At 57.7% G+C, this 23582-nt stretch carries 25 protein-coding genes; 10 read left to right on the top strand and 15 right to left on the bottom strand.

The genetic code is table 11. The features are described 5' to 3' along the window. The first annotated feature begins 14 nt into the window (after window positions 1-14). The 4 genes from KQP88_RS22605 (at window position 15) to KQP88_RS22590 (ending at window position 3123) form a co-directional block, all read left to right on the top strand. Complete coding sequence (locus tag KQP88_RS22605) at window positions 15-716, top strand: permease (RefSeq protein ID WP_216704223.1); 702 nt, start codon at window positions 15-17, stop codon at window positions 714-716. Between the two features lie 104 nt (window positions 717-820). Then, a complete protein-coding gene (locus tag KQP88_RS22600) occupies window positions 821-1519 on the top strand; it encodes a permease (RefSeq protein WP_253950518.1) in 699 nt (232 codons plus the stop codon). 102 nt (window positions 1520-1621) lie between these two features. Continuing rightward, entirely contained in the window at window positions 1622-2320 is a 699-nt protein-coding gene (locus KQP88_RS22595; RefSeq protein ID WP_216704222.1) for a permease, read from the top strand. A 104-nt stretch (window positions 2321-2424) separates the two neighbouring features. After that, window positions 2425-3123 (top strand): permease, encoded by a 699-nt coding sequence (locus tag KQP88_RS22590; RefSeq protein ID WP_216704221.1) that lies wholly within the window; start codon window positions 2425-2427, stop codon window positions 3121-3123. 49 nt (window positions 3124-3172) lie between these two features. On the opposite strand, the gene osmE is transcribed toward KQP88_RS22590, so the two are convergent. Next, a complete protein-coding gene (osmE, locus tag KQP88_RS22585) occupies window positions 3173-3511 on the bottom strand; it encodes an osmotically-inducible lipoprotein OsmE (RefSeq protein WP_200995332.1) in 339 nt (112 codons plus the stop codon). Between the two features lie 236 nt (window positions 3512-3747). Between osmE and KQP88_RS22580 the strand changes: the two genes are divergently transcribed. Beyond that, on the top strand, window positions 3748-4638 hold the full coding sequence (locus tag KQP88_RS22580) for an esterase/lipase family protein (RefSeq protein WP_198727632.1): 891 nt from the start codon (window positions 3748-3750) through the stop codon (window positions 4636-4638). Here the strand turns inward: KQP88_RS22580 and KQP88_RS22575 are convergent. Continuing rightward, window positions 4635-5513: a DMT family transporter gene (locus KQP88_RS22575; RefSeq protein WP_216704220.1), complete on the bottom strand. Its 879-nt coding sequence runs from the start codon at window positions 5511-5513 to the stop codon at window positions 4635-4637. The genes KQP88_RS22580 and KQP88_RS22575 overlap by 4 nt on opposite strands. Before the next feature lie 134 nt (window positions 5514-5647). Between KQP88_RS22575 and KQP88_RS22570 the strand changes: the two genes are divergently transcribed. Beyond that, the gene (locus tag KQP88_RS22570; protein WP_025262180.1) at window positions 5648-5938 is read left to right on the top strand and encodes a PsiF family protein; all 291 of its coding nucleotides are present in this window, start codon (window positions 5648-5650) and stop codon (window positions 5936-5938) included. Between the two features lie 188 nt (window positions 5939-6126). After that, window positions 6127-7137, top strand: coding sequence for an AI-2E family transporter (locus KQP88_RS22565; protein ID WP_216704219.1), 1011 nt, complete (start codon window positions 6127-6129; stop codon window positions 7135-7137). A gap of 130 nt (window positions 7138-7267) precedes the next feature. Here KQP88_RS22565 and KQP88_RS22560 read toward each other — a convergent pair whose 3' ends face one another. Further along, the gene (locus tag KQP88_RS22560; protein ID WP_216704218.1) at window positions 7268-8533 is read right to left on the bottom strand and encodes an Hsp70 family protein; all 1266 of its coding nucleotides are present in this window, start codon (window positions 8531-8533) and stop codon (window positions 7268-7270) included. 155 nt (window positions 8534-8688) lie between these two features. On the opposite strand from KQP88_RS22560, the gene KQP88_RS22555 reads away from it, so the two are divergent. Further along, window positions 8689-10353 carry a DUF4153 domain-containing protein gene (locus KQP88_RS22555; protein WP_216704217.1) on the top strand — a complete coding sequence of 555 codons (1665 nt, stop codon included), beginning with the start codon at window positions 8689-8691 and terminating at the stop codon, window positions 10351-10353. A gap of 303 nt (window positions 10354-10656) precedes the next feature. Then, the gene (gene cbpA / locus KQP88_RS22550) at window positions 10657-11607 is read left to right on the top strand and encodes a curved DNA-binding protein (protein ID WP_198727636.1); all 951 of its coding nucleotides are present in this window, start codon (window positions 10657-10659) and stop codon (window positions 11605-11607) included. A gap of 39 nt (window positions 11608-11646) precedes the next feature. On the opposite strand, the gene KQP88_RS22545 is transcribed toward cbpA, so the two are convergent. After that, window positions 11647-12768, bottom strand: a complete 1122-nt coding sequence (locus KQP88_RS22545) for a sensor histidine kinase (protein ID WP_216704216.1) — start codon at window positions 12766-12768, stop codon at window positions 11647-11649. 229 nt (window positions 12769-12997) lie between these two features. Between KQP88_RS22545 and KQP88_RS22540 the strand changes: the two genes are divergently transcribed. Beyond that, window positions 12998-13324 carry a thioredoxin family protein gene (locus KQP88_RS22540; protein ID WP_216704215.1) on the top strand — a complete coding sequence of 109 codons (327 nt, stop codon included), beginning with the start codon at window positions 12998-13000 and terminating at the stop codon, window positions 13322-13324. Window positions 13325-13363: 39 nt separating this feature from the next. Here KQP88_RS22540 and ureC read toward each other — a convergent pair whose 3' ends face one another. From ureC to KQP88_RS22485, 11 genes are all read right to left on the bottom strand, one after another. Then, window positions 13364-15064: an urease subunit alpha gene (ureC, locus tag KQP88_RS22535; RefSeq protein ID WP_025262173.1), complete on the bottom strand. Its 1701-nt coding sequence runs from the start codon at window positions 15062-15064 to the stop codon at window positions 13364-13366. A gap of 134 nt (window positions 15065-15198) precedes the next feature. Beyond that, entirely contained in the window at window positions 15199-15504 is a 306-nt protein-coding gene (locus tag KQP88_RS22530) for an urease subunit beta (RefSeq protein WP_095068296.1), read from the bottom strand. Beyond that, on the bottom strand, window positions 15501-16034 hold the full coding sequence (locus tag KQP88_RS22525) for a GNAT family N-acetyltransferase (RefSeq protein ID WP_216704214.1): 534 nt from the start codon (window positions 16032-16034) through the stop codon (window positions 15501-15503). Before KQP88_RS22525 ends, KQP88_RS22530 begins: the two co-directional genes overlap by 4 nt. Window positions 16035-16044: 10 nt before the next feature. Beyond that, entirely contained in the window at window positions 16045-16587 is a 543-nt protein-coding gene (locus tag KQP88_RS22520) for a GNAT family N-acetyltransferase (protein ID WP_200995325.1), read from the bottom strand. Between the two features lie 12 nt (window positions 16588-16599). Continuing rightward, window positions 16600-16902 (bottom strand): urease subunit gamma, encoded by a 303-nt coding sequence (gene ureA / locus KQP88_RS22515; protein WP_117165508.1) that lies wholly within the window; start codon window positions 16900-16902, stop codon window positions 16600-16602. A 148-nt stretch (window positions 16903-17050) separates the two neighbouring features. Next, window positions 17051-17896 (bottom strand): urease accessory protein UreD, encoded by an 846-nt coding sequence (locus KQP88_RS22510; RefSeq protein WP_216704213.1) that lies wholly within the window; start codon window positions 17894-17896, stop codon window positions 17051-17053. Between the two features lie 48 nt (window positions 17897-17944). Then, on the bottom strand, window positions 17945-18643 hold the full coding sequence (gene urtE, locus KQP88_RS22505; RefSeq protein WP_216704212.1) for an urea ABC transporter ATP-binding subunit UrtE: 699 nt from the start codon (window positions 18641-18643) through the stop codon (window positions 17945-17947). Window positions 18644-18792: 149 nt separating this feature from the next. Next, window positions 18793-19653, bottom strand: coding sequence for an urea ABC transporter ATP-binding protein UrtD (gene urtD, locus KQP88_RS22500; protein WP_216704211.1), 861 nt, complete (start codon window positions 19651-19653; stop codon window positions 18793-18795). After that, a complete protein-coding gene (gene urtC / locus KQP88_RS22495) occupies window positions 19650-20729 on the bottom strand; it encodes an urea ABC transporter permease subunit UrtC (RefSeq protein WP_200995321.1) in 1080 nt (359 codons plus the stop codon). Before urtC ends, urtD begins: the two co-directional genes overlap by 4 nt. Then, window positions 20729-22318 (bottom strand): urea ABC transporter permease subunit UrtB, encoded by a 1590-nt coding sequence (gene urtB, locus KQP88_RS22490; RefSeq protein ID WP_216704210.1) that lies wholly within the window; start codon window positions 22316-22318, stop codon window positions 20729-20731. The genes urtC and urtB overlap by 1 nt, the downstream gene beginning before the upstream one ends. A gap of 156 nt (window positions 22319-22474) precedes the next feature. Then, entirely contained in the window at window positions 22475-23404 is a 930-nt protein-coding gene (locus KQP88_RS22485; protein WP_216703852.1) for an IS110 family transposase, read from the bottom strand. Between the last annotated feature and the right edge of the window lie 178 nt (window positions 23405-23582).

Below are 23582 nucleotides of genomic sequence, written 5' to 3'. Positions count from 1 at the left end.
AGTAAGTAGGCACTATGCACAGCGAGAAAAAAGCTTCGCTCATTGATACGACTGCTGAGGAATCAGTGGAGTATGAGAAAGTATTTGAGTGGTCAATTAAAACAATGAAAAGCCCTCCCAAGGAAGTTATGGAAGGTCAGTTAGTTATTTTTTTGGTGGGTACAGTGTGGATCTTGTTTATTACATGGTTGTCATGGGGGAGGGTTGAGCTTGATGTTTCGATGGTTGTGGCATGCTATGTCGCTTTCTATAGTTATGTATTTTACTTGATACTGGTCTTCAGGCAGAAAACGGTATTCAATTACAGTGTCACCTCTCAAAAGGCACTGCTTGAATACTACGACTATTATCCTGACTTCGCAGGTCCTCTCTTCAAAGGCATCGCCATTTTCGCAATCCTGTTCTTTCTCGGCGTCGCGCTCTTCACTGGCTCGCTGCTCTTCTTGGTCGGCCCAGCCGCCATGTCTCTCGGGGCAGCACGTACTCTATTGAATTGGAAGAACCCGATTCATCATCGTGAAACTCGCCCATGGGATATGCATAACTTCGTCACGCTTGATCGTAAGCGCTCAATCATCGTTATCCATTGCACTGACATCACTACAGGCTTTGTGGCTCACCTTCCCAATAAGGATTTATTCGAGCAGTACCTACAATTCCTGCACTCCGTCCTGCCGCCAACGGCCGAGTATATGGAGAAAGATTGGGAATGGTGAAATGCGAGCGGCTTAAGAAACAGTATTGCAAGAAAATAACATTCTTATTTTTTGTCAGCGAAGAATCAAATCGTGTCTGTTGTTTTTTGGGAGTAATAAACACCATGAATCATATGGTCGCTTGCAGCGCAGATCAGAGCGCATCATCTTGCACCGATACATCTGTCATGATGTGGAGTGTCAAAATAATCGATTGCCCGCCTAGAGAGTTTATGAGGTTTCAAGTCTCTTTCATAATTGCGGCTCTTGCGCTTTTCACTTATTTCACATGGTTGATGTGGGATGCAATAACTGAAAGTGCAGGTTTTTTTATAGGATCTGTTTGCGCATCAGGCGCGTACTTTACTTACATGATCATGCTTGTAATAAGGCAAAAGACCACCTTCAACTACCACATAAAAACCCAGTCAGGCTCTGTCGAATACTTCCTTCACTACCCAGCCTTCGCAGGCCCGCTCTTCAAAGGCATCGCCATTTTCACCATCCTGTTCTTTCTCGGCGTCGCGCTCGTCACCGGTTCGCTGCTATTCCTGGTCGGCCCAGCCGCCATTTCACTCGGGGCAGCACGCACTCTATTGAATTGGAGTAACCCGATCCATCATCGAGAAACTCGCCCATGGGATATGCATAACTTCGTCACGCTTGATCGTAAGCGTTCAATCATCGTTATCCATTGCACTGACATCACTACAGGCTTTGTGGCCCACCTCCCGAACAAAGAGTTATTCGAGCAGTACCTGCAATTTCTGCACTCCGTCCTGCCGCCAACGGCCGAGTATATGGAGAAAGATTGGGAGTGGTGAAATACGAGCGGCTTAAGAAAAAATATTGCAAGAAATAATATTCTTATTTTTTTCAGCGAAGAATCAAATCATGTCTGTTGTTTTGTCGGAGTAATAAATGCCATGAATTATATGGTCGCTTGCAGCGGAGAACAGAGCGCATCATCTTGTACTGATACATCTGCCATGATGTGGAGCACCAAAACAATTGATTGCTCTCCAAAGGAGCTAATGAAGGTTTATCTTATAATCGTGATGTCAAACCTTCTGCCCTTTCTTTACTGCGCATGGCTAATGTGGGATACGCTTGCTGAAGATATAGATGTGCTTATAGGACTTGCCTGTATTGGTGTGGCGTATGCAACCTATTTGATAATGCTTGTTGCAAGACAAAAAACCATCTTCAACTACCATATAAAAACCCAGTCAGGCTCTGTCGAATACTTCCTTCACTACCCAGACTTCGCAGGCCCGTTCTTCAAAGGCATCGCCATTTTCACCATCCTGCTCTTTCTCGGCGTCGCACTTGTCACCGGCTCGCTGCTCTTCCTGATCGGCCCAGCCGCCATTTCACTCGGGGCAGCACGTACTTTGCTGAATTGGAAGAACCCGATCCATCATCGAGAAACTCGCCCATGGGATATGCATAACTTTGTCACGCTTGATCGTAAGCGCTCAATCATCGTTATCCATTGCACTGACATCACCACAGGCTTTGTGGCCCACCTCCCAAACAAAGAGTTATTCGAGCAGTACCTGCAATTTCTGCACTCCGTCCTGCCGCCAACGGCCGAGTATATGGAGAAAGATTGGGAGTGGTGAAATGCGAGCGGCTTAAGAAACAGTATTGCAAGAAAATAACGTTCTTATTTTTTGTCAGAGAAGAATCAAATCGTGTCTGTTATTTTTTCGGAGTAATAAACGCCATGAATCATATGGTCGCTTGCAGCGGAGAACAGAGCGCATCATTTTGTACTGATACATCTGTCATGATGTGGAGCGCCAAAACAATCGATTGCCCCCCAAAGGAATTGATAAAAGCTCATATCGCAGTAGTCGTATCAGGCCTTCTTCCTTTTCTTTATTGCCTGTGGCTAATGTGGGATGGTTTGCCTGAGGAACTGAACTTGCTTATTGGTGCAGGCTGTGCGTGCGCACTATTCGCAACTTATTTGATTGTGTTTGCAGTCAGGCAGAAAACGGTATTTAACTACCACATTAAAAACCAGTCAGGCTCTGTCGAATACTTCCTTCACTACCCAGACTTCGCAGGCCCGTTCTTCAAAGGCATCGCCATTTTCATCATCCTGCTCTTTCTCGGCGTCGCACTTGTCACCGGCTCGCTGCTCTTCCTGATCGGCCCAGCCGCCATTTCACTCGGGGCAGCACGTACTTTGCTGAATTGGAAGAACCCGATCCATCATCGAGAAACTCGCCCATGGGATATGCATAACTTTGTCACGCTTGATCGTAAGCGCTCAATCATCGTTATCCATTGCACTGACATCACCACAGGCTTTGTGGCCCACCTCCCCAACAAGGCGTTATTCGAGCAGTACCTGCAATTCCTGCACTCCGTCCTGCCACCCACGGCCGAGTACCTGGAGAAAGACTGGGAATGGTAAAAAGCCCGGTGCGGGCTGCAACGAGCTTTTTATTACTACATGGCCGACATCACATGGCGCGTTCGTTCGCTTCGCGCTGTTCGCAGGTCATGAAGCCTTTGTGGTTCACGCGGCCGTCGCCGTTGAAGCTCACGTGATAAACCTGCTTGTGGCCGTCCTTGAACAACACGTAGTTGTTGCAGGTTCCCGGGTTCACCTTGCGCTCGAAGGTGGACGATGGCTCACCGCCGATGGTCAGGACTTGTTGGCGGGTCATGCCGTTTTCGACCTGCTTGACCAGCGGTTCGTCGCGATAGGTCACGAAGTCCACCGGATTCTGCACGGTAGTGGTGCCACAACCCGCCAATGTCCCCAATACACAGGTAGCCGCCAGGATTTTCTTGTACATCGTTGTTTCTCCGCATGACAGAGCCGTTCTTGGCCCGATGCAGGTTGGAGCCGGGAAGGTGCGCGAGAGTTCGATAATTGATGGCGATAAGGCAGTACGTGTATTTGTCATATAAATCTGTCTTGCTCCCAAACACCGCTAGGCTTTGTCTGAAAAGTACCTTGCCTGATCACCGCTGGGTGACTTTTCAAACACACCCAAAGGTCTGGCTATTGGCTAATGTGGGAGAGGCATATATGGCGCAAGAACAAGCTACGCGGTATCCGTTGCTGCTCGTGCCCGGGTTGTTGGGGTTTGTGCGTTTACTGGTCTATCCCTACTGGTTCGGCATCATCAAGGCGCTGGAGCGGGGTGGCGCGACGGTGATTCCGGTGATGGTTTCCGGGGTCAACTCCACCGAGATACGTGGAGAACAGTTGCTCAAGGTCGTCGAGAAGACCATCCGCGAAACCGGTGTGTCCAAGGTCAACCTGATCGGCCATAGCCAGGGCGCGCTGACGGTTCGTTATGTCGCCGCCAAGCGCCCGGATCTGGTGGCTTCGGTGACTTCCGTGGCCGGTCCCAATCATGGTTCCGAACTGGCGGATTATCTGGAGCGTACTTTCCCGGTAGGCAGTGCGGGCGGGCGTGTGGTGAATGCGGTGATCGGTTTGCTGTCCTGGACGATCACGGTGTTTGAAACCGGGTATCGCGGGCCGAAGTTGCCGATGAATATCTCGGCCTCCCACCAATCCCTGACCACGACCGGGGTAGCACTGTTCAACCGGCAATACCCTCAGGGGCTGCCGCATACCTGGGGCGGGCAGGGTGAGGAACTGGTCAATGGGGTGCGTTATTACTCCTGGTCCGGGATCCTTCAGCCGGGCGTTACCAACCGTGGGCGCAACCTGATCGACGGGACCAACGTCACCTGCCGGATCTTCGCCCGCACCTTCGTCAAGGAAAAGGGCCAGTGCGATGGTATGGTCGGGCGTTTCAGCTCACACCTGGGCACCGTGATCGGTGATGACTTTCCCCTCGACCACTTCGATATCGTCAACCAGACCTTCGGCCTTGTGGGTAAGGGGGCGAACCCTGTAAAGCTCTTCCTCGACCACGCTGCACGCCTGAAAGCCGCTGGCCTTTAGGTCGTCTGACGCAGCGGGGTCTTCCAGCGTTCTGCCAGGATGACTCCGCACAGGGTCAAGGCTCCGCCGGCCAAGTGATAGAGCGCCAGTCGTTCGCCCAGAAAGGCGGCTGCGATCAGCGCGGTAGCAATGGGCATGAGGTTGAAGAACAGCGTCGTGCGGCTGGGCCCCAGTCGCATGATTGAAGTCATCCACAGCCAGGGCGCGAGCATCGAGGTCGGAATGGCCGCATACAGGACCATGGGAATGTTGCTCATGTTCAGGCCGGTTCTGGGCGAGAGAATGAACAGCGGAAACAGCACAATGATTGCCACCAGAATCTGCAGGTACAGCAACTGCAAGGGCGGCAGGCACAACTGCCACTTTTTCAGCAGGGTGCTGTAGACGGCGTAGGCGGCAGCCGCCACCAGAACCATCGCATCCCCGCGATTGATGCCCTGTTCCACGAGTGCGCTCAGGTTGCCAGCCGAGACCACCACGACCACGCCTGCAAAAGACAGCACGGCCCCGAGCAGGGCACCGAACGTCAGGCGGTTGCCCAGGCAGGCAATGGACAGCCCCAGCGCCATCATCGGCACCAGGGATTGAATGATCCCCATGTTGGTGGCCGTGGTCATGCCGGCGGCGAAATACGCCAGGCTCTGATACACCGCCATGCCCAGCACGCCCAGAATGACGATCTTGCCCAGCACCGGCTTGATCCGCGCCCGGTTCTTCCACACGGGTCTCAGCATGAAGGGCGTAAACAGCAGGCCCGCCAGCAACCAGCGATAGAAACCGATTTCGGAAGGGAAGATCACCAGCGATGAAGCCTTGGTAATCACGGTGTTGGCTGCCCAGATCAGGATGGTCAGCAGAGGAAAGGCGTATTGCATGGGATAACCGATAAAAAACCTGAGGGGATTATCCACCCGATGGGGCGTCTTGGCTCGACATACATCGCAACATCTTTGACTACACTCTTCTGAGGCTGCGCTGATCGGCACGGTCGTTATGGAGAGTTGACCTGATGAAGACGCTCGGTATTTCTTTGTTGCTCGTTGGTCTGATGGTATCCGCCCAAGGTTTTGCCGCCACGGAGCAGCAGAACAAAATGACTTCCTGCAATGCTGACGCCAGTGCCAAATCGCTCAAGGGCGATGAGCGCAAGGCATTCATGAGTACCTGCCTGAAAGCGGCACCGGCTCCGGCGCAAACCCAGCAGGAAAAAATGAAGACCTGCAACGCCACAGCCACCACCCAGGCCCTCAAGGGCGATGCTCGCAAGAGCTTCATGAGCGATTGTCTCAAGAAGAAATAATTTTCCGGCGAGGGACGAGTTCGTCCGAATGCCGGTTCAGGTGCGGGAAATAAAGCCCTCCGGCCTGATTCCCGCCGCAGCTCTTCAGTCAAGGGTCGCGCTATTGCTGTTCAGGCCTTCGGATCACTGGTCCTCGGCTCTGAACGCTGGCAGACTGCCGTCTTCTTTGTGCCGCCCGTTGAGACTTTATGCCAACGTTTTCTGCGCGTCAGGTGTTGTTAGCCAGCTGGATTCTGGTCTTTGGCGGTTTGCTGCTGATCCTGCCTTTCAAGCTCCTGCCAAGTCTGCTGGCCGGTCTGCTGGTCTACGAACTGGTCAACATGCTGACCCCAAGGCTGCAACGCCTGATTTCCGGCGAGCGTGCCCGCTGGCTGGCCGTGGCCTTGCTGGGGACCATCATTGTCAGTCTGCTGACCCTGATTTTCGCTGGCGCCATCAGTTTTGTACTGCATGAAGCCGAGAACCCCGGCGCGTCGCTGGACAAGTTCATGGTTCTGGTGGACCGCGCACGAGGGCAATTGCCGCCTTTCATCGATGCCTACCTGCCCGCCAGTGCAGCCGAGTTTCAGGTGTCCCTGGGCCAATGGCTGCAAAAGCATATCGGTGAGTTGCAGATGATCGGCAAGGGCGCGGCCCACATGTTCGTGACCATGCTGATCGGCATGGTGCTGGGCGCGATTATCGCCTTGCAGCGAATCTCGGACGTTCACACCCGCAAGCCCCTGGCCGCTGCGCTGTTCGACCGACTGGGCCTGCTGAGCCGTGCGTTTCGCAACATCGTCTTTGCCCAGATCAAGATCTCGCTGCTCAACACCGCTTTCACTTCGGTGTTCCTGGCGATTGTCCTGCCGTTGTGGGGCATTCACCTGCCGTTGACCAAGACCCTGATCATCATGACCTTCCTGCTCGGCCTGTTGCCAGTGGTGGGTAACCTGATGTCCAACACCCTGATCTTCATCGTCGGCATGTCGGTCTCGATCTGGGTGGCCTTCGCGGCGTTGACCTACCTGATCGTGATCCACAAGGTCGAATACTTCCTCAATGCTCGGATCGTCGGCGGGCAGATCAATGCCAAGTCCTGGGAACTGCTGCTGGCCATGCTCCTGTTCGAAGCAGCCTTCGGCCTGCCGGGCGTGGTGGCAGGGCCGATTTATTATGCGTATCTCAAGAGCGAGCTACAGAAGGAAGGGTTGGTTTAGAAGCTTCGAGAATGAATTCGCTCCTACTGTAGGAGCGAATTTATTCGCGAAAGCTACAAGCTACAAGCCGCAAGTTAAAAGCACCGCCCCGCTTTTCCTTGCAGCTTGAAGCTTAAAACTTGCAGCTCCCTCACCCATACCTCTTCTTGGCCTCAATCGCCAACCCGCTCCCGATACTCCCAAAGATATTGCCTTCCACATGGCGGGCATTCGGGAGCATGGCCGACACGCTGTTGCGCAGTGCCGGAATTCCGCTTGAACCTCCGGTGAAGAACACCGTGTTAACCTGCTCGACAGCCACGCCTGCATCGCTCAGCAGTTTGCGCACGCTGTCACGCACACGTTCAAGCTGCGCGTCGATGGCTGATTCGAACATTGCACGGCTCAAGTCCACGCTCAGGCCGCTTTCGATACGGTCCATGGGAACGTGGCGGGTTTCGGCGTGGGTCAGCTGGATCTTGGTTTCTTCCACTTCCATCGCCAGCCAGTGCCCGGCGCGCTGTTCGATCAGCTTGAACAGGCGGTCGATGCCACCGGTGTCTTCGATGTCGTAGCGCATGCTGCCCAGGGCCAGTTGGGATTTCTGCGAGTACACGGCGTTGATGGTGTGCCAGGTCGCCAGGTTCATGTGATGGCTGGTCGGCATGTAGGCACCGCTTTTCATGCGGCTGCCATAACCGAACAACGGCATCACGCCTTGCAGGCTCAGTTGCTTGTCGAAGTCGGTACCACCGATATGCACGCCGCCCGTGGCCAGGATGTCTTCGTGACGGTCGTCGCGGGTGCGGCGCTCCGGTGACAGGCGCACCAGCGAGAAGTCTGAGGTACCACCGCCGATGTCGACGATCAGCACCAGCTCTTCGCTGTTGATACCGGATTCATAGTCGAAGGCGGCCGCAATGGGCTCGTACTGGAAGGACACGTCCTTGAAGCCGATCTTGCGGGCGACTTCGGCCAGGGTGTCTTCGGCTTCCTGGTCGGCCTGGGCGTCGTCATCGACGAAATGCACCGGACGACCCAGCACAACCTGCTCGAACTCCCGGCCAGCGGTGCGTTCAGCACGCTTTTTCAGCTCGCCGATGAACAGCCCCAGCAAATCCTTGAACGGCATGGCCGTACCCAGCACGCTGGTGTCGTGCTTGATCAGCTTGGAGCCCAGCAGGCTCTTGAGCGAGCGCATCAGGCGGCCTTCATAGCCTTCCAGGTACTCGTGCAGTGCCAGGCGGCCATACACCGGGCGGCGCTCTTCCATATTGAAGAACACCACCGACGGCAGAGTGATCTTGTCGTCCTCCAGCGCAATCAACGCTTCCACGTCAGGTCTTTGCCAGCCGACAGTGGAATTGGACGTGCCGAAATCGATGCCGCAGGCACGGGCCGGGGATTGGTCATTCATGTCTTTTACGTTCCAGTCAAAAAACGGCCGCGCAGTGTATGTCAGTGCATCGCGATTGCGTAGTGTTCTTGGGCGAATGGAGTTGCGGCATTTTCCGTGACATGATCCGCCGCCGCTTTGCGCGCCCACGCTCTCGTTTTCAATAAGGAAGTTGAATGTCCGTGCTCAAGGGAACCCTGCCGTTCTATATCGCTGTAGGCCTGTTGCAAGCCATCATCATGGTAGTTGCCTGGGAGTCTGATAAGACGCCTGTCTTTGTGGCAGCCCTGGTTTTCGGGGTCAATCTGCAATTGCTGGGTAGTAACTTCAGGCAGCGTGGTGCCTGGGCCTTGGCCGGTCTGTTGGCGCTGATACTGGCCATGGTGACTGAATGGGCCTTGCAAAGGGCGCTGAGATTCTCGGATGAGAACTGGATAGTCTGCTCAGTCATCGTGGGCTACATCTGCTCTGCTTTCATCCAGAGCTGGCCGTCGGGCAACCGCTTGCACCTGCCTTACCGGACCTTGTTCCAGCATGCCTGGAACGATGGCCTCATCGTACTGCTTGCTCTGCTGCTGGCGGGGCTGTTCTGGTCGTTGTTGCAGCTATGCGCCAGCCTGTTTCATATGATCGGCATCGAAGTGTTCAAAGAGGTCATCAAAACCCGGAATTTCAACATTGTCAGCCTGTGTATGGTGTTTTCGCTGGGCATACGCATAGGCCGTCAGAACGACAAAGTCATCGGCATGCTGCGTGGCATTCTGCTGAGTCTGTGCCGTTTTCTTGCACCGCTGGCAGCGTTTATCGTGGTCTTGTTCACGCTGGCTTTGCCGTTCACTGGCCTGGAGTCGATCTGGGAGACCGGTCGTGCCACCACGATATTGCTATGTCTGGTGGCCGCTAATGTATTTCTTGCCAACGGCGTGTTTCAGGATGGCAGCCAGCAACACGCTTCACCACAGTGGTTCAAGTGGCTGATCAATGCCAGCCTGCTGCTGTTGCCGGTGTTGGCCGCTCTGGCGTGTTATTCGATCTGGTTGCGTGTCGAACAATACGGGCTGTCTCCATCGCGGGTCATCGCCCTGCTGCTGGTGGTGATCGCTGCTCTATACAGTCTGGCAGCGTTTATGGCGGTCTTGAGGTCAGGACCTGTCTGGCTTGGCAATCTGCGGTTCACCAATCCCTGTCTGGCTCTGTTGGCCTGCGTGATGACGGTCACGATTCACACCCCCTGGTGGAACCCGGAAGAGTTGAGCGCTCGCAATCAGTTACAACGCCTGATGGATGGAACGACACCGCCCGCCCTGTTTGATGCCGATCACCTGCGCAACGGGTTGGGTAAGCCGGGGCACAGGGCATTCGACCGCCTGATGGCTGATCTTGATCACCTTCCGCAAAGCATCGATGCCAATGCCCGTGAAGTGCTCAAGTCACGGATGCATGACGCATTGGAAGCCTCTACAAATCGCTACAGGGTGATCCCTGTACCGGATCAAAGCCTGCTCTGGATCGGGGAGCGTGTTGATGGCCACGAACAGTTCACCAACCCCAGGCTGGGGAGCGACAACTGTAATCGGGTGCAATGCATTATGTGGGGTGTCGATCTGGATAGTGACGGGCAGAACGAGGTGGTGAGGCTGATTGCCTCCGACGTTTGGATGACTTTCTTCAGGCGTGATGCAGACGGCCGTTGGAAAGCGGCCGGGAGAATGTATGGCCCGTTTCATAAAGGTAAAGACCTGGCCGATCTGATTCGTGCGGGTAAAGCCAGGCTTGTCGAACCACGTTATCGAACCCTGGACATAGACGGTCGGTTATACACCCCCGTAGACAATCGATAGTAAGGCCGATCAGTCAAGGTCATGAATCACCTTGTGGGAGGCAGCTTGCTGGCGACTTCATACGACACAGAGTATCGGCCGGTTTCACTGACTTTTTCGCCAGCAAGCTGCCTCCCACAGGTTTTGTTTGTGCCTTGACTGATCGGCATTAGCCAGTAACTGCATCAAAGGCTACTGCGTTGTCATCCATTGCGACCGTTTGCGGATACACTCTGCGACTTGAGTTCTCCAGACGCCACCCCAAGACAGGATAGGTAGAGACGTCGGGTGCGTCTGGACATATTGGGGATGGGTGATCGTTAGATGGATTTCAAAGATTATTACAAGATTCTCGGCGTCGAGCCGACGGTCGATGACAAGGCGCTCAAGGCGGCCTATCGCAAGCTGGCGCGCAAGTATCATCCGGATGTCAGCAGAGAAGCTGGAGCGGAAGACAAGTTCAAGGAGGCTTCGGAGGCTTATGAAGTCCTGAGCAGCCCGGAAAAGCGCGCCGAATATGACGAGCTGCGCAAGTACGGGCGTCAGGGCCGGCCTTTCCAGCCGCCTCCCGGCTGGCAGAGCCGTGCCGGTGCGGGCGGCGGTGGTTTTGGTGGCGATACCACGGACTTTTCCGAGTTCTTCAGTTCGATCTTCGGCGGTCGTGCCCAGCAGCAGGGTGGCCGTTCGCGTAATCAGGGTCGCAAGGGGCAGGACGTGGAGATGGAGCTTGCGATCTTCCTGGAAGAAACCCTGTCGGGCGAATCCAAGCAGGTCAGCTTCAAGGTCCCTCAGCACAGCCCCAACGGGCAGCGCATGGCGGATATCACCAAGACCCTGAACGTGAAGATTCCTGCCGGCGTCGTGGATGGCGAGCGTATCCGCCTCAAGGGCCAGGGCGCGCCTGGTGTTGCAGGTGGCGAGAATGGCGATCTGTACCTGATCATTCGCCTGGCGCCGCATCCGCTTTTCGAGGTGGAAAACCATGACCTGATCATTACCGTGCCGCTGGCTCCATGGGAAGCGGCGCTGGGTGCCAAGGTCGCGGTGCCGACCCTGACCGGCAAGATCAACCTGACCATCCGGCCGGAAAGTCAGAACGGTCAGCGCCTGCGCATCAAGGGCAATGGCCTGCTGGACAAGAAAGGCGAGCGTGGCGATCTGTACGCTCAGCTCAAGATTGTCATGCCTCGCACGGTCGATGAGGCCACCAAGGCGCTCTGGCAGAAGCTGGCCGACAAGGCTGCCTTCGATCCGCGGAGTCAGTGGGGTAATTGAGTCATCTGTCAGGTGGTCGATGACCGGCCACCTGAATGTTCAGACGCCGCGGGGCAAGACCACGGTAAAGGTGGTTCCCTCACCGATGTTTGACGTCACGGTGATGCTGCCCGCATGAGCGTTTACCACTTCCTTGACGATGAACAGTCCCAGGCCGAGGCTGGTCGAGGGCTGCCGGGTGTCCGAGTCATGATTCACGCTGCGCACCATCGGATCGAAAATCGTGCCGATTGCCTCTTCTGCAATGGGTTCGCCGTCGTTGTGGACGACCAACTCCACGCTGTTTTCCCAACCGGTGACTTTGACGGTGACTTCATTGTTTGAGGTTCCGTGCTGCAGTGCATTGCCGATCAGGTTCTGCAGCAGTTGACCGATTCTCGAGCTGTCCCATTCGCCCAGGGTATTGCCCTCGATTTTCAGATGCGGCGTACTGGTCGGCTGCCCGGCACAGGCTTCTTCGATGGCTTCACGGCAGGCGACTGCCAGGTCCATGGGTTTGCGCTCGACTGGCAGGCTGGCACCCAGGCGGCTGCGCACGAACTCCAGCAAATCTGCGACCATGACGCCCATATGGCGTGTACTGTTCTTGATCTGGGAAATATAGGCGCGCGTCTTTTCATCCTGCTGTTCCTTGCGCATCAGCATTTCCGTGGACATGCTGACGGCCTGCAACGGTGCCCGCAGGTCATGGCCGAGAATGGCCAGGAACATGTCCCGGGAACGGGTGACCTGCTCGACGTAGGCTGCCGTGGATTCGGCCAGGGCTTCGTCGATGACTTCGTTGAAACGGATCATGTCCTCGAACGCAGTCGGCTCCGGTGCGCTCAGGCTTTCGCTCCACAGCCGGATGACACTGGCGCGCAAGTGGCGAAACTCGGAGGTCATCTGCACCAGGTCGAAGCCTACGGTGTGCCGCAGTTCACCATGGCTGGCGGCTGCTTCATCGAGGTTCAGCGCGGACTTGGGAGCCTTGATGGCTTGGGCGCGCTTGCTCAGGACTGCGTCCATGTCTCTGGCGGCCGCCAGCATGATCGACTTGGCATGGTCGCGCAGTTCGACACGGCTCATGGTGTCGGCTGCCGGTTTCAGCGTCTTGGCGAAGTCTTCCCATTCATCGACGATGCTATCCACATGAGCGACGATGAATTCAGATAGTCGCATTGCCGGTTACCTTGCTTCAGGTGTAATGAGGGGGTGCCGGGCATATTACCGTTTTTGCCTTGTCCGACAAACAGCCGTCTGACGCCTTGGAAGAGGCGGATACTGTCATTTCTGACAGGTAGACGAGGTGAGAGAGCGGTTATAGGTTGCTCACTGGCGATGAAGACGTTTTGTGAATGAGGTATCGCGTACATCCCGCTCCTGTAGATCACATAGGAGAAATTGAATCATGAGCGTTATGAATGTTGATGATGACAGCTTTCAGGATCAGGTATTCAACACGGACAGGCTCGTACTGGCCGAGTTCAGTATTTCGGGCAGCAGTGACAGTGCCCTGACCAGCCGGATCATCGATGACCTTGCGACAACGTTCGATGACCAGCTATTGATTCTTCGGTTAGATGCCGACAGCACGGAGGCGACTGTCGAAAATTTCGCCGTAGACAGCGTGCCCACGGTCATCTTTTTCAGGAACGGTGCTGAGGTGTCGAGAATGAGCGGCGTTCACGAGCAGGACGATTACGAACAGGAAATCGAAAGGCTCCTGGAAGACTGAAAACCCAAAGGGCCTTCCCGAAGGAAGGCCCTTGCGGGATCAGAACAGGAAGTATCGCTGCGCCATGGGCAGCACATCCGCCGGTTCACACCATAGCAGGACACCATCGGCCTTGACCTGATAGGTCTGCGGATCGACATCGATATCGGGCAGGTAGTCGTTGTGAATCAGGTCTTTCTTCTGCACGCTGCGGCAGCCCTTGACCACACCGATCTGTTTCTTCAGGCCCAGTGTTTCCGGCACGCCAGCATCGAATGCCGCCTGGCTGATGAAGGTCAGGCTGGTGGCATGCAATGAACTGCCATAGCTGGCGAACATCGGGCGGTAATGCACCGGTTGTGGCGTCGGGATCGAGGCGTTGGCGTCTCCCATCAGGCTGGCCGCGATGGCACCTCCCTTGAGAATCAGGGTCGGTTTCACGCCGAAGAACGCCGGGCGCCACAGCACCAGATCCGCCCACTTGCCCACTTCGATGGAACCCACTTCATGGCTGATGCCGTGGGTGATCGCCGGGTTGATGGTGTATTTGGCGATATAACGCTTGGCGCGGAAGTTGTCATTGCCCGGACCGTCTCCAGGTAACGGGCCGCGCTGTTTCTTCATTTTGTCGGCGGTCTGCCAGGTGCGCATGATCACTTCGCCGACACGGCCCATGGCCTGGCTGTCGGAACTGAGCATCGAGAACGCGCCCAGGTCGTGAAGGATATCCTCGGCGGCAATGGTTTCCCGGCGGATGCGGCTTTCGGCGAAGGCCACGTCTTCGGCGATGCTGGGGTCCAGGTGATGGCAGACCATCAGCATGTCCAGGTGCTCGTCGATGGTGTTGCGGGTGAACGGCCGGGTCGGGTTGGTGGAGCTGGGCAGGACGTTGGGCGAGCCGCAGGCCTTGATGATGTCCGGCGCATGGCCGCCACCGGCACCTTCGGTGTGATAGGTGTGGATGGTGCGGTTCTTGAACGCTGCCAGTGTGGTTTCGACAAAGCCCGATTCGTTGAGCGTGTCGGTGTGGATCGCCACCTGCACATCGTATTCGTCGGCCACGCTCAGGCAGTTATCGATGGCCGCAGGCGTGGTGCCCCAGTCTTCGTGCAGCTTCAGACCGATGGCCCCGGCCTTGACCTGTTCGATCAACGGGCCGGGAACGCTGACGTTACCCTTGCCGGTCAGGCCGATGTTCATCGGGAACGAGTCGGCAGCTTTGAGCATGAGTGCCATGTGCCACGGACCTGGCGTGACGGTGGTGGCATTGGTGCCGGTGGCCGGGCCTGTGCCGCCGCCGATCATGGTGGTCACGCCGCTCATCAGCGCTTCTTCGATCTGCTGCGGGCAGATGAAGTGAATGTGCGTATCGACGCCGCCAGCGGTCAGGATCATGCCTTCACCGGCAATCACTTCGGTCGCCGCGCCCACGGCGATGGTCACATCCGGCTGGATATCCGGGTTGCCTGCCTTGCCGATGGCAGCAATGCGCCCGTCCTTGATCCCGACGTCCGCCTTGACGATACCCCAGTGATCAATGATCAGGGCATTGGTGATCAGTGTGTCCACCACTTCGGCGGCCAGCAGTTGACCCTGGCCCATACCGTCACGGATGACCTTGCCACCGCCGAACTTCACTTCTTCGCCGTAGGTGGTGAAGTCTTTTTCGACCTCGATCCACAGCTCGGTATCGGCCAGGCGAACCTTGTCGCCAACGGTGGGGCCGAACATGTCGGCGTAGGCTTGTCGGCTTATTTTCATCTATCGGGTCTCGAATTTTGAGCTGCAAGCTTCAAGCTGCGAGCTTCAAGTAAAAGCGGATCACACGCGCGGCGGCTGCTGTTTCTTGCAGCTTGTAGCTTGGCGCTTGCAACTGGACCTGGTGCGGGCACGTTCTACAGGTCTCCCATAACACGTCCCGCAAAACCGAAAACCCGCCTCAACCCGGCCAGGTCCACCAGTTCCACTTCCCGTGACTGGCCCGGCTCGAAGCGAACGGCGGTGCCGGCCGGGATGTTCAGGCGCATGCCACGGCTGGCGGCACGGTCGAAGGTCAGGGCGTCGTTGGTTTCGAAGAAATGAAAGTGCGAACCGACCTGAATCGGGCGGTCGCCGCTGTTGGCGACGGTCAGGCTGATGGTGCGGCGTCCGGCATTGAGTTCGATATCGCCGGGCTGAATCTGGTATTGGCCAGGGATCATGGCTGTTGCCCCAAGGTTTTGAAATAAATGGCGGTTGGCATGTAGCGACCATCCGGTGTGGCGCAGTAATCCGGCAGTTCGCCCACACGGGTGTAGTCGAGGGCGCGGTAGAAGGCTTCCGCAGGCGAGCCGGCTTCTGTATCGAGATGCAGCAGGCCGCGCTTGTGCTGGACGGCGGCATGTTCGACCGCTTCCATCAGTTGAGTACCCAGGCCGCGGCCTCTGGCCTTTTGCAGCACCATGAGCTTTTGCACTTCTGCACGATTGAGGCCGTTGGGCTTCTGGCACAGCGACAATTGCGCGCTGGCCAGTACCTGTTCGTCCTGAACCACTACCCACAGCAGCAGGCTGCCACTGGAAATATCGCTCTTCAGGCTGTCGCACCAGGCCAGGGCCTGCTCCGTATCCAGATCAGCCATGAATCCTACCGAAGCTCCGTTGTGCACGGCATCGAGCAGCAGCTCGGCCAGCCCGTGGCGGTAATGCGCAAAACTGTCAGCGTTTACACGACGCAACTGTGCAGGATTCATGAGCAATGCCCTAGTGAGGTTGTGGGGCCTGAGAAGCCGGTGCGGGTGCGCCGGGCGAGAGATCCAGTTGCATGAACGTCAGGTCCAGCCAGCGTCCGAACTTGGTGCCGACCTGTGGCATCTGCCCGGTGGTCTTGAAGCCCAGGCGTTCATGCAGGGCGATGGAGGCCGCGTTGCCGCTCTCGATGGCCGCCACCATGATGTGCTTGTCGCAAAGACGGGCGCGTTCAATCAGCGCGGCCATGAGTTTTGGCCCCAGCCCCTTGCCGCGCTGATCGGCGCGAACGTAGACCGAATGCTCGACCGTATGCCGAAAGCCCTCGAAAGGGCGCCAGTCGCCAAATGACGAGTAGCCCAGCACTTCACCCGCATCGTCGACGGCGATCAGGATGGGGTAGGCCTGAACCTTGCGCGCCTCGAACCAGGCCTGACGGTTGGCCAGGTCCACGGGCTGTTCGTTCCAGATCGCCGTGGTGTTGAGCACCGCGTCGTTGTAGATGGCGAGGATGCCCGGCAGATCGGCGGGCAGTGCATCGCGAATCAGGTCGTTCATAAGTTTCCTGGCTCAGGCAATCGGTTGATGCACGGTCACCAGCTTGGTGCCGTCCGGGAAGGTAGCTTCCACCTGGATCTCGGGGATCATTTCCGGGATGCCTTCCATGACCTGATCGCGACTCAGCAGCGTGGTGCCGTAATGCATCAGTTCGGCCACAGTCTGCCCGTCACGGGCACCTTCCAGCAGCGCTGCTGAAATATAGGCCATGGCTTCCGGGTAGTTGAGCTTCACCCCGCGAGCCAGACGGCGCTCGGCAACCAGGCCGGCGGTGAAAATCAGCAGTTTGTCTTTTTCGCGTGGAGTCAGGTCCATTGTCGGGTCCGCTTTTCAAATTCCGATGTGTTGTTCGTGTTTGTGGGAGGGAGCTTGCTCGCGACAGCGGTACTGCTGACGAATACGCTGCATGAATAGCATTTGCCCTGTCGCGGGCAAGCCCCCTCCCACAACGCCTCCCATACAATCATGTATTCCAGATCCTGGGCGTTACCGCCTCGCGGCCCAGCAATGCCGGGCGCAGCCGTTTCCATAACTCGATCAGCCAGGCTCTTGCATGCAGGGCTTCATCCGCCAGACAGCGGGCGACCACCAGACCCGGCAATTGGGTCAGGTCACCGCTGACCGGGTTGGGCATCGAAAGCGAGCGGCAGGCTTCGAGCAGTTCGCTGTCGATGTCACCGGTGATCAACAGGGTCGCGAATACGGTCCTGCCGTTCAGCCCGATGGGAGAATCCAGCAAACCATCGCCACCGACAATGCGCTGTCGTTCATGCCATAGCAACTGGCCGTCGCGGCGGATATCCAGATGCGACTGAAAATGGCCCTGCTCGAAACGCTCGCCACTGGCTGGACGTCCCAGCGCTACCACATCCCAATAACACAGCCGGGCATCGCCTTGCAGGTCGATACGGGTGGTCAGTTCGGCCTGGGCCTGGCTGAACACGATGGTTTCCTGGGGCAACCATTCCAGAGTCGCTCCGGGTTCGACCCGCAGCTCCAGTTGCTGATAGGCCGGGCTCGCGGCGCGATACCACTTGGCAGCACCGGGGCTGGTCAGTTGCGCCCAGGCCTCTTTGCCGACAGTGGCCGAGATATCCAGCCGGTCTCCGCCCGCAATGCCTCCGGGCGGATGGACGATGATGTGCTGGCAGACTTGCGGACCTTCGGCATACAAATGCTTCTGCACCCGCAGCGGCCCTTTATGGCGTCGCTGTATCGGCCGGGTGCAGTCATCGAAACGTCCATAGCCCAGTTCCAGCTCGGCGTGCCAGCTGGGGGTGAACAGGGCGGTGTGGGCAGGCAGATTCATGGTGTCTTCATTGCTTTGTCGAGTCATGCACCTTAACGGATTGGCGTCTCAAATGGTGACAAGACCGCGAACGCCCTCGGCTTCCATGTTTTCGCCGCGCCCCTGCTGGACGATCTCGCCACGGGACATCACCAGATACTGGTCCGCCAGCTCGGCTGCGAAATCATAGAACTGCTCCACCAGCAGAATCGCCATGTCACCACGCTCGGCCAGCTTCTTGATGACCGCGCCGATTTCCTTGATGACCGAGGGCTGAATGCCTTCGGTGGGCTCGTCGAGAATCAGCAGGCGAGGGCGACTCGCCAGGGCCCGGCCGATCGCCAGCTGTTGCTGCTGACCACCCGACAGGTCGCCGCCACGGCGATGCTTCATTTGCAGCAGCACCGGGAACAGTTCGTAGATGAAGGCCGGAACCTCTTTGGCTTCGGAGCCCGGGAAGCGCGACAGGCCCATCAGCAGATTCTCTTCAACCGTCAGCCGCCCGAAAATCTCCCGGCCCTGAGGCACATAGGCAATACCGGCATTCACCCGCTGGTGGGGCTTGAAACCGGTGATGGGCTTGCCTTCCCACTGCACCAACCCCTCTCTGGACGGCAACAGCCCCATCAATACCTTGAGCAACGTGGTCTTGCCTACACCGTTACGCCCCAGCAGACAGGTGACTTCGCCGACTTTCACGTCAAAGGACAGACCGCGAAGAATGTGACTGCCGCCGTAGTATTGGTGGAGTTTTTCGACTTGAAGCATGCTTCGTTCCTCAGGAGCCATAAGCGGCAAGCTACAAGCCGCAAGAACAATCAAAATCGAGCGAAGTGGTAAGCCACAAGCCACAAGAAAAATCCAAGTCGGACTGCTTTTTCTTGCAGCTTGTGGCTTCAAGCTAACAGCTGGGCGCTTCAGCGCCCCAAATACACCTCGATCACTCGCTCGTCGGCCTGTACGTCTTCCAGCGATCCTTCTGCCAGAACACTGCCCTGGTGCAAGACGGTCACGTGGTCGGCAATCGAGCCCACGAAGCCCATGTCGTGTTCCACCACCATCAGCGAGTGCTTGCCTGCCAGGCTCTTGAACAGCTCGGCGGTGAATTCGGTTTCGGCGTCGGTCATGCCGGCCACCGGCTCGTCGAGCAGCAGCAGTTGCGGGTCCTGGACCAGCAGCATGCCGATTTCCAGAAACTGCTTCTGGCCGTGGGACAGCAGACCGGCCGGGCGTTGGGCGGATGCGGTCAGGCGGATGGTTTCCAGCACTTCGTTGATCCGGTCGCGCTGTTCGCCATTGAGTTTTGCGCGCAGCGAAGCCCAGACCGATTTGTCGGTCTTTTGCGCCAGTTCCAGGTTCTCGAACACGCTCAGGGCTTCGAAGACCGTGGGTTTCTGAAACTTGCGGCCAATCCCGGCCTGAGCGATCTGCACTTCGCTCATCTGCGTCAGGTCCAGGGTTTCACCGAACCAGGCCTTGCCGTGGCTGGGGCGTGTCTTGCCGGTGATCACGTCCATCAGCGTGGTCTTGCCCGCGCCGTTGGGGCCGATGATGCAGCGCAACTCGCCCACGCCGATGTACAGGTTCAAGTCATTGAGGGCTTTGAAGCCGTCGAAGCTGACGCTGATGTCTTCCAGGGTCAGGATCGTGCCGTGCCGGGTATTGAGCCCCTGGCCTGCAACCTGGCCCAGACCGATGGCGTCTCGGCTGGTGCCCGCGTCGGAGTTGGGATCGAGGATCGGTTCGAGCATGAAAGCGGGTGTCGGTGTGTTGTTCATGACTCGCTCCTTTTCTTCAGCAGGCCGATCACGCCCTTGGGCAGATACAGCGTCACGATGATGAACAGTGCGCCCAGAAAGAACAGCCAGTATTCAGGGAATGCCACGGTGAACCAGCTCTTCATGCCGTTGACCAGACCGGCGCCCAGCAAGGGGCCGATCAAGGTGCCGCGACCACCCAGCGCTACCCAGACGGCAGCTTCGATGGAGTTGGTCGGTGACATTTCGCTGGGGTTGATGATGCCGACCTGTGGCACATACAAGGCACCGGCCAGACCACAGAGCACGGCGCTCAGGACCCAGACGAACAGCTTGAATCCACGTGGATCGTAGCCACAGAACATCAGGCGGTTTTCGGCGTCGCGCAGAGCGGTCAGCACTCGACCGAACTTGCTCTGTGCCAGACGCCAGCCCACATACAGGCTCGCCACCAGCAACAGGACCGTGAGCAGAAACAGCGTGGCCCTGGTGCCTTGGGAGCTGATGCTGAAGCCCAGAATGCTGCGGAAGTTGGTGAAGCCGTTGTTGCCGCCAAAACCGGTTTCGTTGCGGAAGAACAGCAACATGCCAGCGAAGGTCAGGGCCTGGGTCATGATCGAGAAATACACGCCCTTGATCCGCGAGCGGAAGGCGAAGAAGCCGAACACCAGCGCCAGCAAGCCCGGCGCCAGCACCACCAGGCACAGGGCCCAGAGGAAGTTGTCGGTGCCTGCCCAGTACCAGGGCAATTCGGTCCACGACAGGAAGGTCATGAATGCCGGCAAGCCATCGCCTGCCGCTTCACGCATCAGGTACATGCCCATGGCATAACCGCCCAGGGCGAAGAACAGGCCGTGGCCCAGCGACAACAGGCCTGCATAACCCCAGACCAGATCCAGTGCCAGGGCAACGATGGCGTAGCAGAGGATCTTGCCCACCAGCGTCAGGGTATAGGCCGAAACCTGCAGACCGTTATCGGCAGGCAGCAACGACAACAGGGGCATGGCCAGCAGGATGGCCAGAACCAGAATGCCCACGGTCAGCGTGCCCTTTGGCCCGACTTTCTGTGCGGCGGTCACTATCAATGGCTGATTCATCAGTCGATCACCCGTCCTTTCAGTGCGAAGAGGCCTTGCGGACGTTTCTGGATAAACAGAATGATCAGCGCCAGGATCAGGATCTTGCCCAATACGGCACCGATTTGCGGTTCAAGAATCTTGTTGGCGATGCCCAGCCCGAAGGCGGCCATTACGCTGCCCGCCAGTTGGCCGACACCGCCGAGTACCACCACCAGGAACGAATCGATTATGTAGCTCTGGCCCAGGTCCGGACCTACGTTGCCGATCTGACTCAAGGCCACGCCGCCCAGCCCGGCGATACCCGAGCCCAGCCCGAAGGCCATCATGTCGATTCGTCCGGTGGGCACGCCGCAGCAGGCGGCCATGTTGCGGTTCTGGGTCACGGCGCGCACGTTCAGGCCCAGTCGGGTCTTGTTCAGCAGCAGCCAGGTCAGCACCACCACGAACAGCGCGAAGGCGATGATCACGATACGGTTGTAAGGCAGCACGAGGTTGGGCAGCACTTGAATCCCGCCCGACAGCCACTCAGGGTTGGCGACTTCAACGTTCTGAGCACCGAAAGCCAGCCGCACGGCCTGAATCAGCATCAGGCTGATGCCCCAGGTGGCGAGCAGGGTTTCCAGCGGGCGGCCATACAAATGGCGAATCACGGTGCGTTCCAGCGCCATGCCGATCAGCGCCGTGACGAAAAACGCCACCGGCAAGGCGATCAGCGGGTAGTACTCGATGGCGCCCGGCGCATAGCGCTGGAACATCAACTGCACCACGTAGGTTGAATAGGCACCCAGCATCAGCATTTCGCCGTGGGCCATGTTGATCACGCCCAGCAGGCCGAAGGTGATCGCCAGCCCGAGAGCGGCCAGCAACAGAATCGAGCCCAGGGACATGCCACTGAAGGCCTGCCCCAGCACTTCGCCGATCATCAGCTTGCGCTTGACCTGCGCCAGACTGGTTTCGGCCGCAATGCGCACGGTTGCATCGGTTTCCACGCCGGGGGATAGAAGGCTTTCAAGCCGGGTGCGGGCCAGCGGGTCGCCGGTTTCACCCAGCAGGCGCACGGCTGCCAGACGCACCGAAGGGCTGCTGTCGACCAGTTGCAGGTTGGCCAGCGCCAGCGTCAGGGCGTCCTTGACGCCGGAGTCGGTTTCGGCGGCGGTCCGTTGGGTCAGCAGTTCAAGCTGAGCGGGGCGGGCGCTTTTCTGCAATTGCCGGGCAGCAGACAGACGCAATTTTGCATCGGCCGCCAGCAATTGGTGACTGGCCAGCGCGGTCTCGACCAGACCCCGCAGCCGATTGTTCAGGCGCAGTTTGCGCGGTTCATCAGGGTTTGGCGCATCGGCGGCGGCAGGTGCCTGGGCATCCACGGCCACGTATTGCTCGTTGTTTTCGAGGTAGGCGCGTTTGCTGCTGTCTGCTGCAACACGTCCATCGCGCAAGGCTTCAAGCAGCTCGACACGCTCGGGCGCAGGTTTGGCTGCCCAGGTTTCAAGCAGGTCGGCCTGTTGCGAAGAGCTGGCAGAAACGAAATCGCCGGCATCACTGGCGTGTACTGCAATCGGCAGCAGGAACGCGAATGTGAGAATGAGGCGGTACAGGGTTTTGGGCATATCGATAGCCTGGCAGTCGGCGGTGAGGCATTTCGCGAATGAACCCACTCCTGAACGGTGGGAGCCAACTGTCTTTCATCGCTCCCCGATGAACGGGCATTTTCATGATGTCATCGCGGATAGATTCCGCGATGGCGGGCAACGCCCGCCCCCCATTCAAACCACCTGATCACGCCATGGTGTTCCGTCGCGCGCCATGGCGTTCAGGCGAATCAGCAACACCCGCATGCAGGCCACCAGGGCCACTTTCGCGCACTTGCCTTTGGCACGCAGCCTCGCATAACGCTCCTTGAAATCGGAGTTGTAGCGCACCATCCCCAGCGCACACATGTAGGCCGCACGGCGTAGTTTCGACCGCCCACCGTAGATCTGCCGCTTACCGGTCTTGGTACCGCTGTCGTTGTTGTACGGCGCCACGCCGGCCAAGGCAGCGATTTGTCCACGGCTCAGGTCGCCCAGCTCGGGCAGGTAGCAGAAGAGGCTGGCGATTGTCACGGCCCCCACGCCCTTTACAGCCTCTAGCCGTTGCAGCAGTTCTGAGTCGACCCGGCGGGTTTGTGCAGCGACAAGCTGATCCACCGACTTGATCTGCACTTTAAGGCTGGCCTCCAACGCGAGGTAGATTTCCACCACGCAGGGCAGTACGGCCTGTTTGATACGGCGCCGGTTGTCATCGCGTTGTTGAAGCAGGTTGCTACGCAAGTTGACCAGTTCAAGCAGGACTTCGCGTTCCTCGTCAGGCTTGGCGAAACCCTTTTCCTCCAGGCTGGAGGCGAACATGGCCAGCATTTGCGCGTCGATCGGGTCCGTCTTGGCGCGCTTGCCCATGGCCAGCGCGAACTGGCGTGAGCGGACAGGGTTGATACGCTGGACCTTGAACCCGGCATTAGCCAGCAGCTTTACCGACAGTCTCTCGTAACCCCCGGTGGCCTCAACAAGAACACGTTCAACCTGATGGGCGCTGAGGTACTCAGCGATGCTGGCGAGACCTTCTTCGGTGTTAGGCACGCAGAGATCATCTGCTTTGGGAAACAGTGCAACCTGCAGCGTGGCCTTGGAAACATCAATTCCGGCATAGGCGGACATGAGTAAAACCTCTAGGATAAAGAGTGAGAGGCGCTTTGGCCTGGCTCACGCTTGTTGTTCGAGGTCGGACTCAGTCAACTGTTCGAGCTTTGAGCCAAAGCGGGAAGAGTGGATGGCAGCTTGGCTCCCACACGTGCTCTGGGCACCGCGAATGGTCAGCTTGCCATCCACCCCTCTC

It is taken from the genome of Pseudomonas lijiangensis (assembly GCF_018968705.1).
GTDB classification, from domain to species: domain Bacteria; phylum Pseudomonadota; class Gammaproteobacteria; order Pseudomonadales; family Pseudomonadaceae; genus Aquipseudomonas; species Aquipseudomonas lijiangensis.
This window is presented reverse-complemented; position numbering and strand designations above follow the sequence as displayed.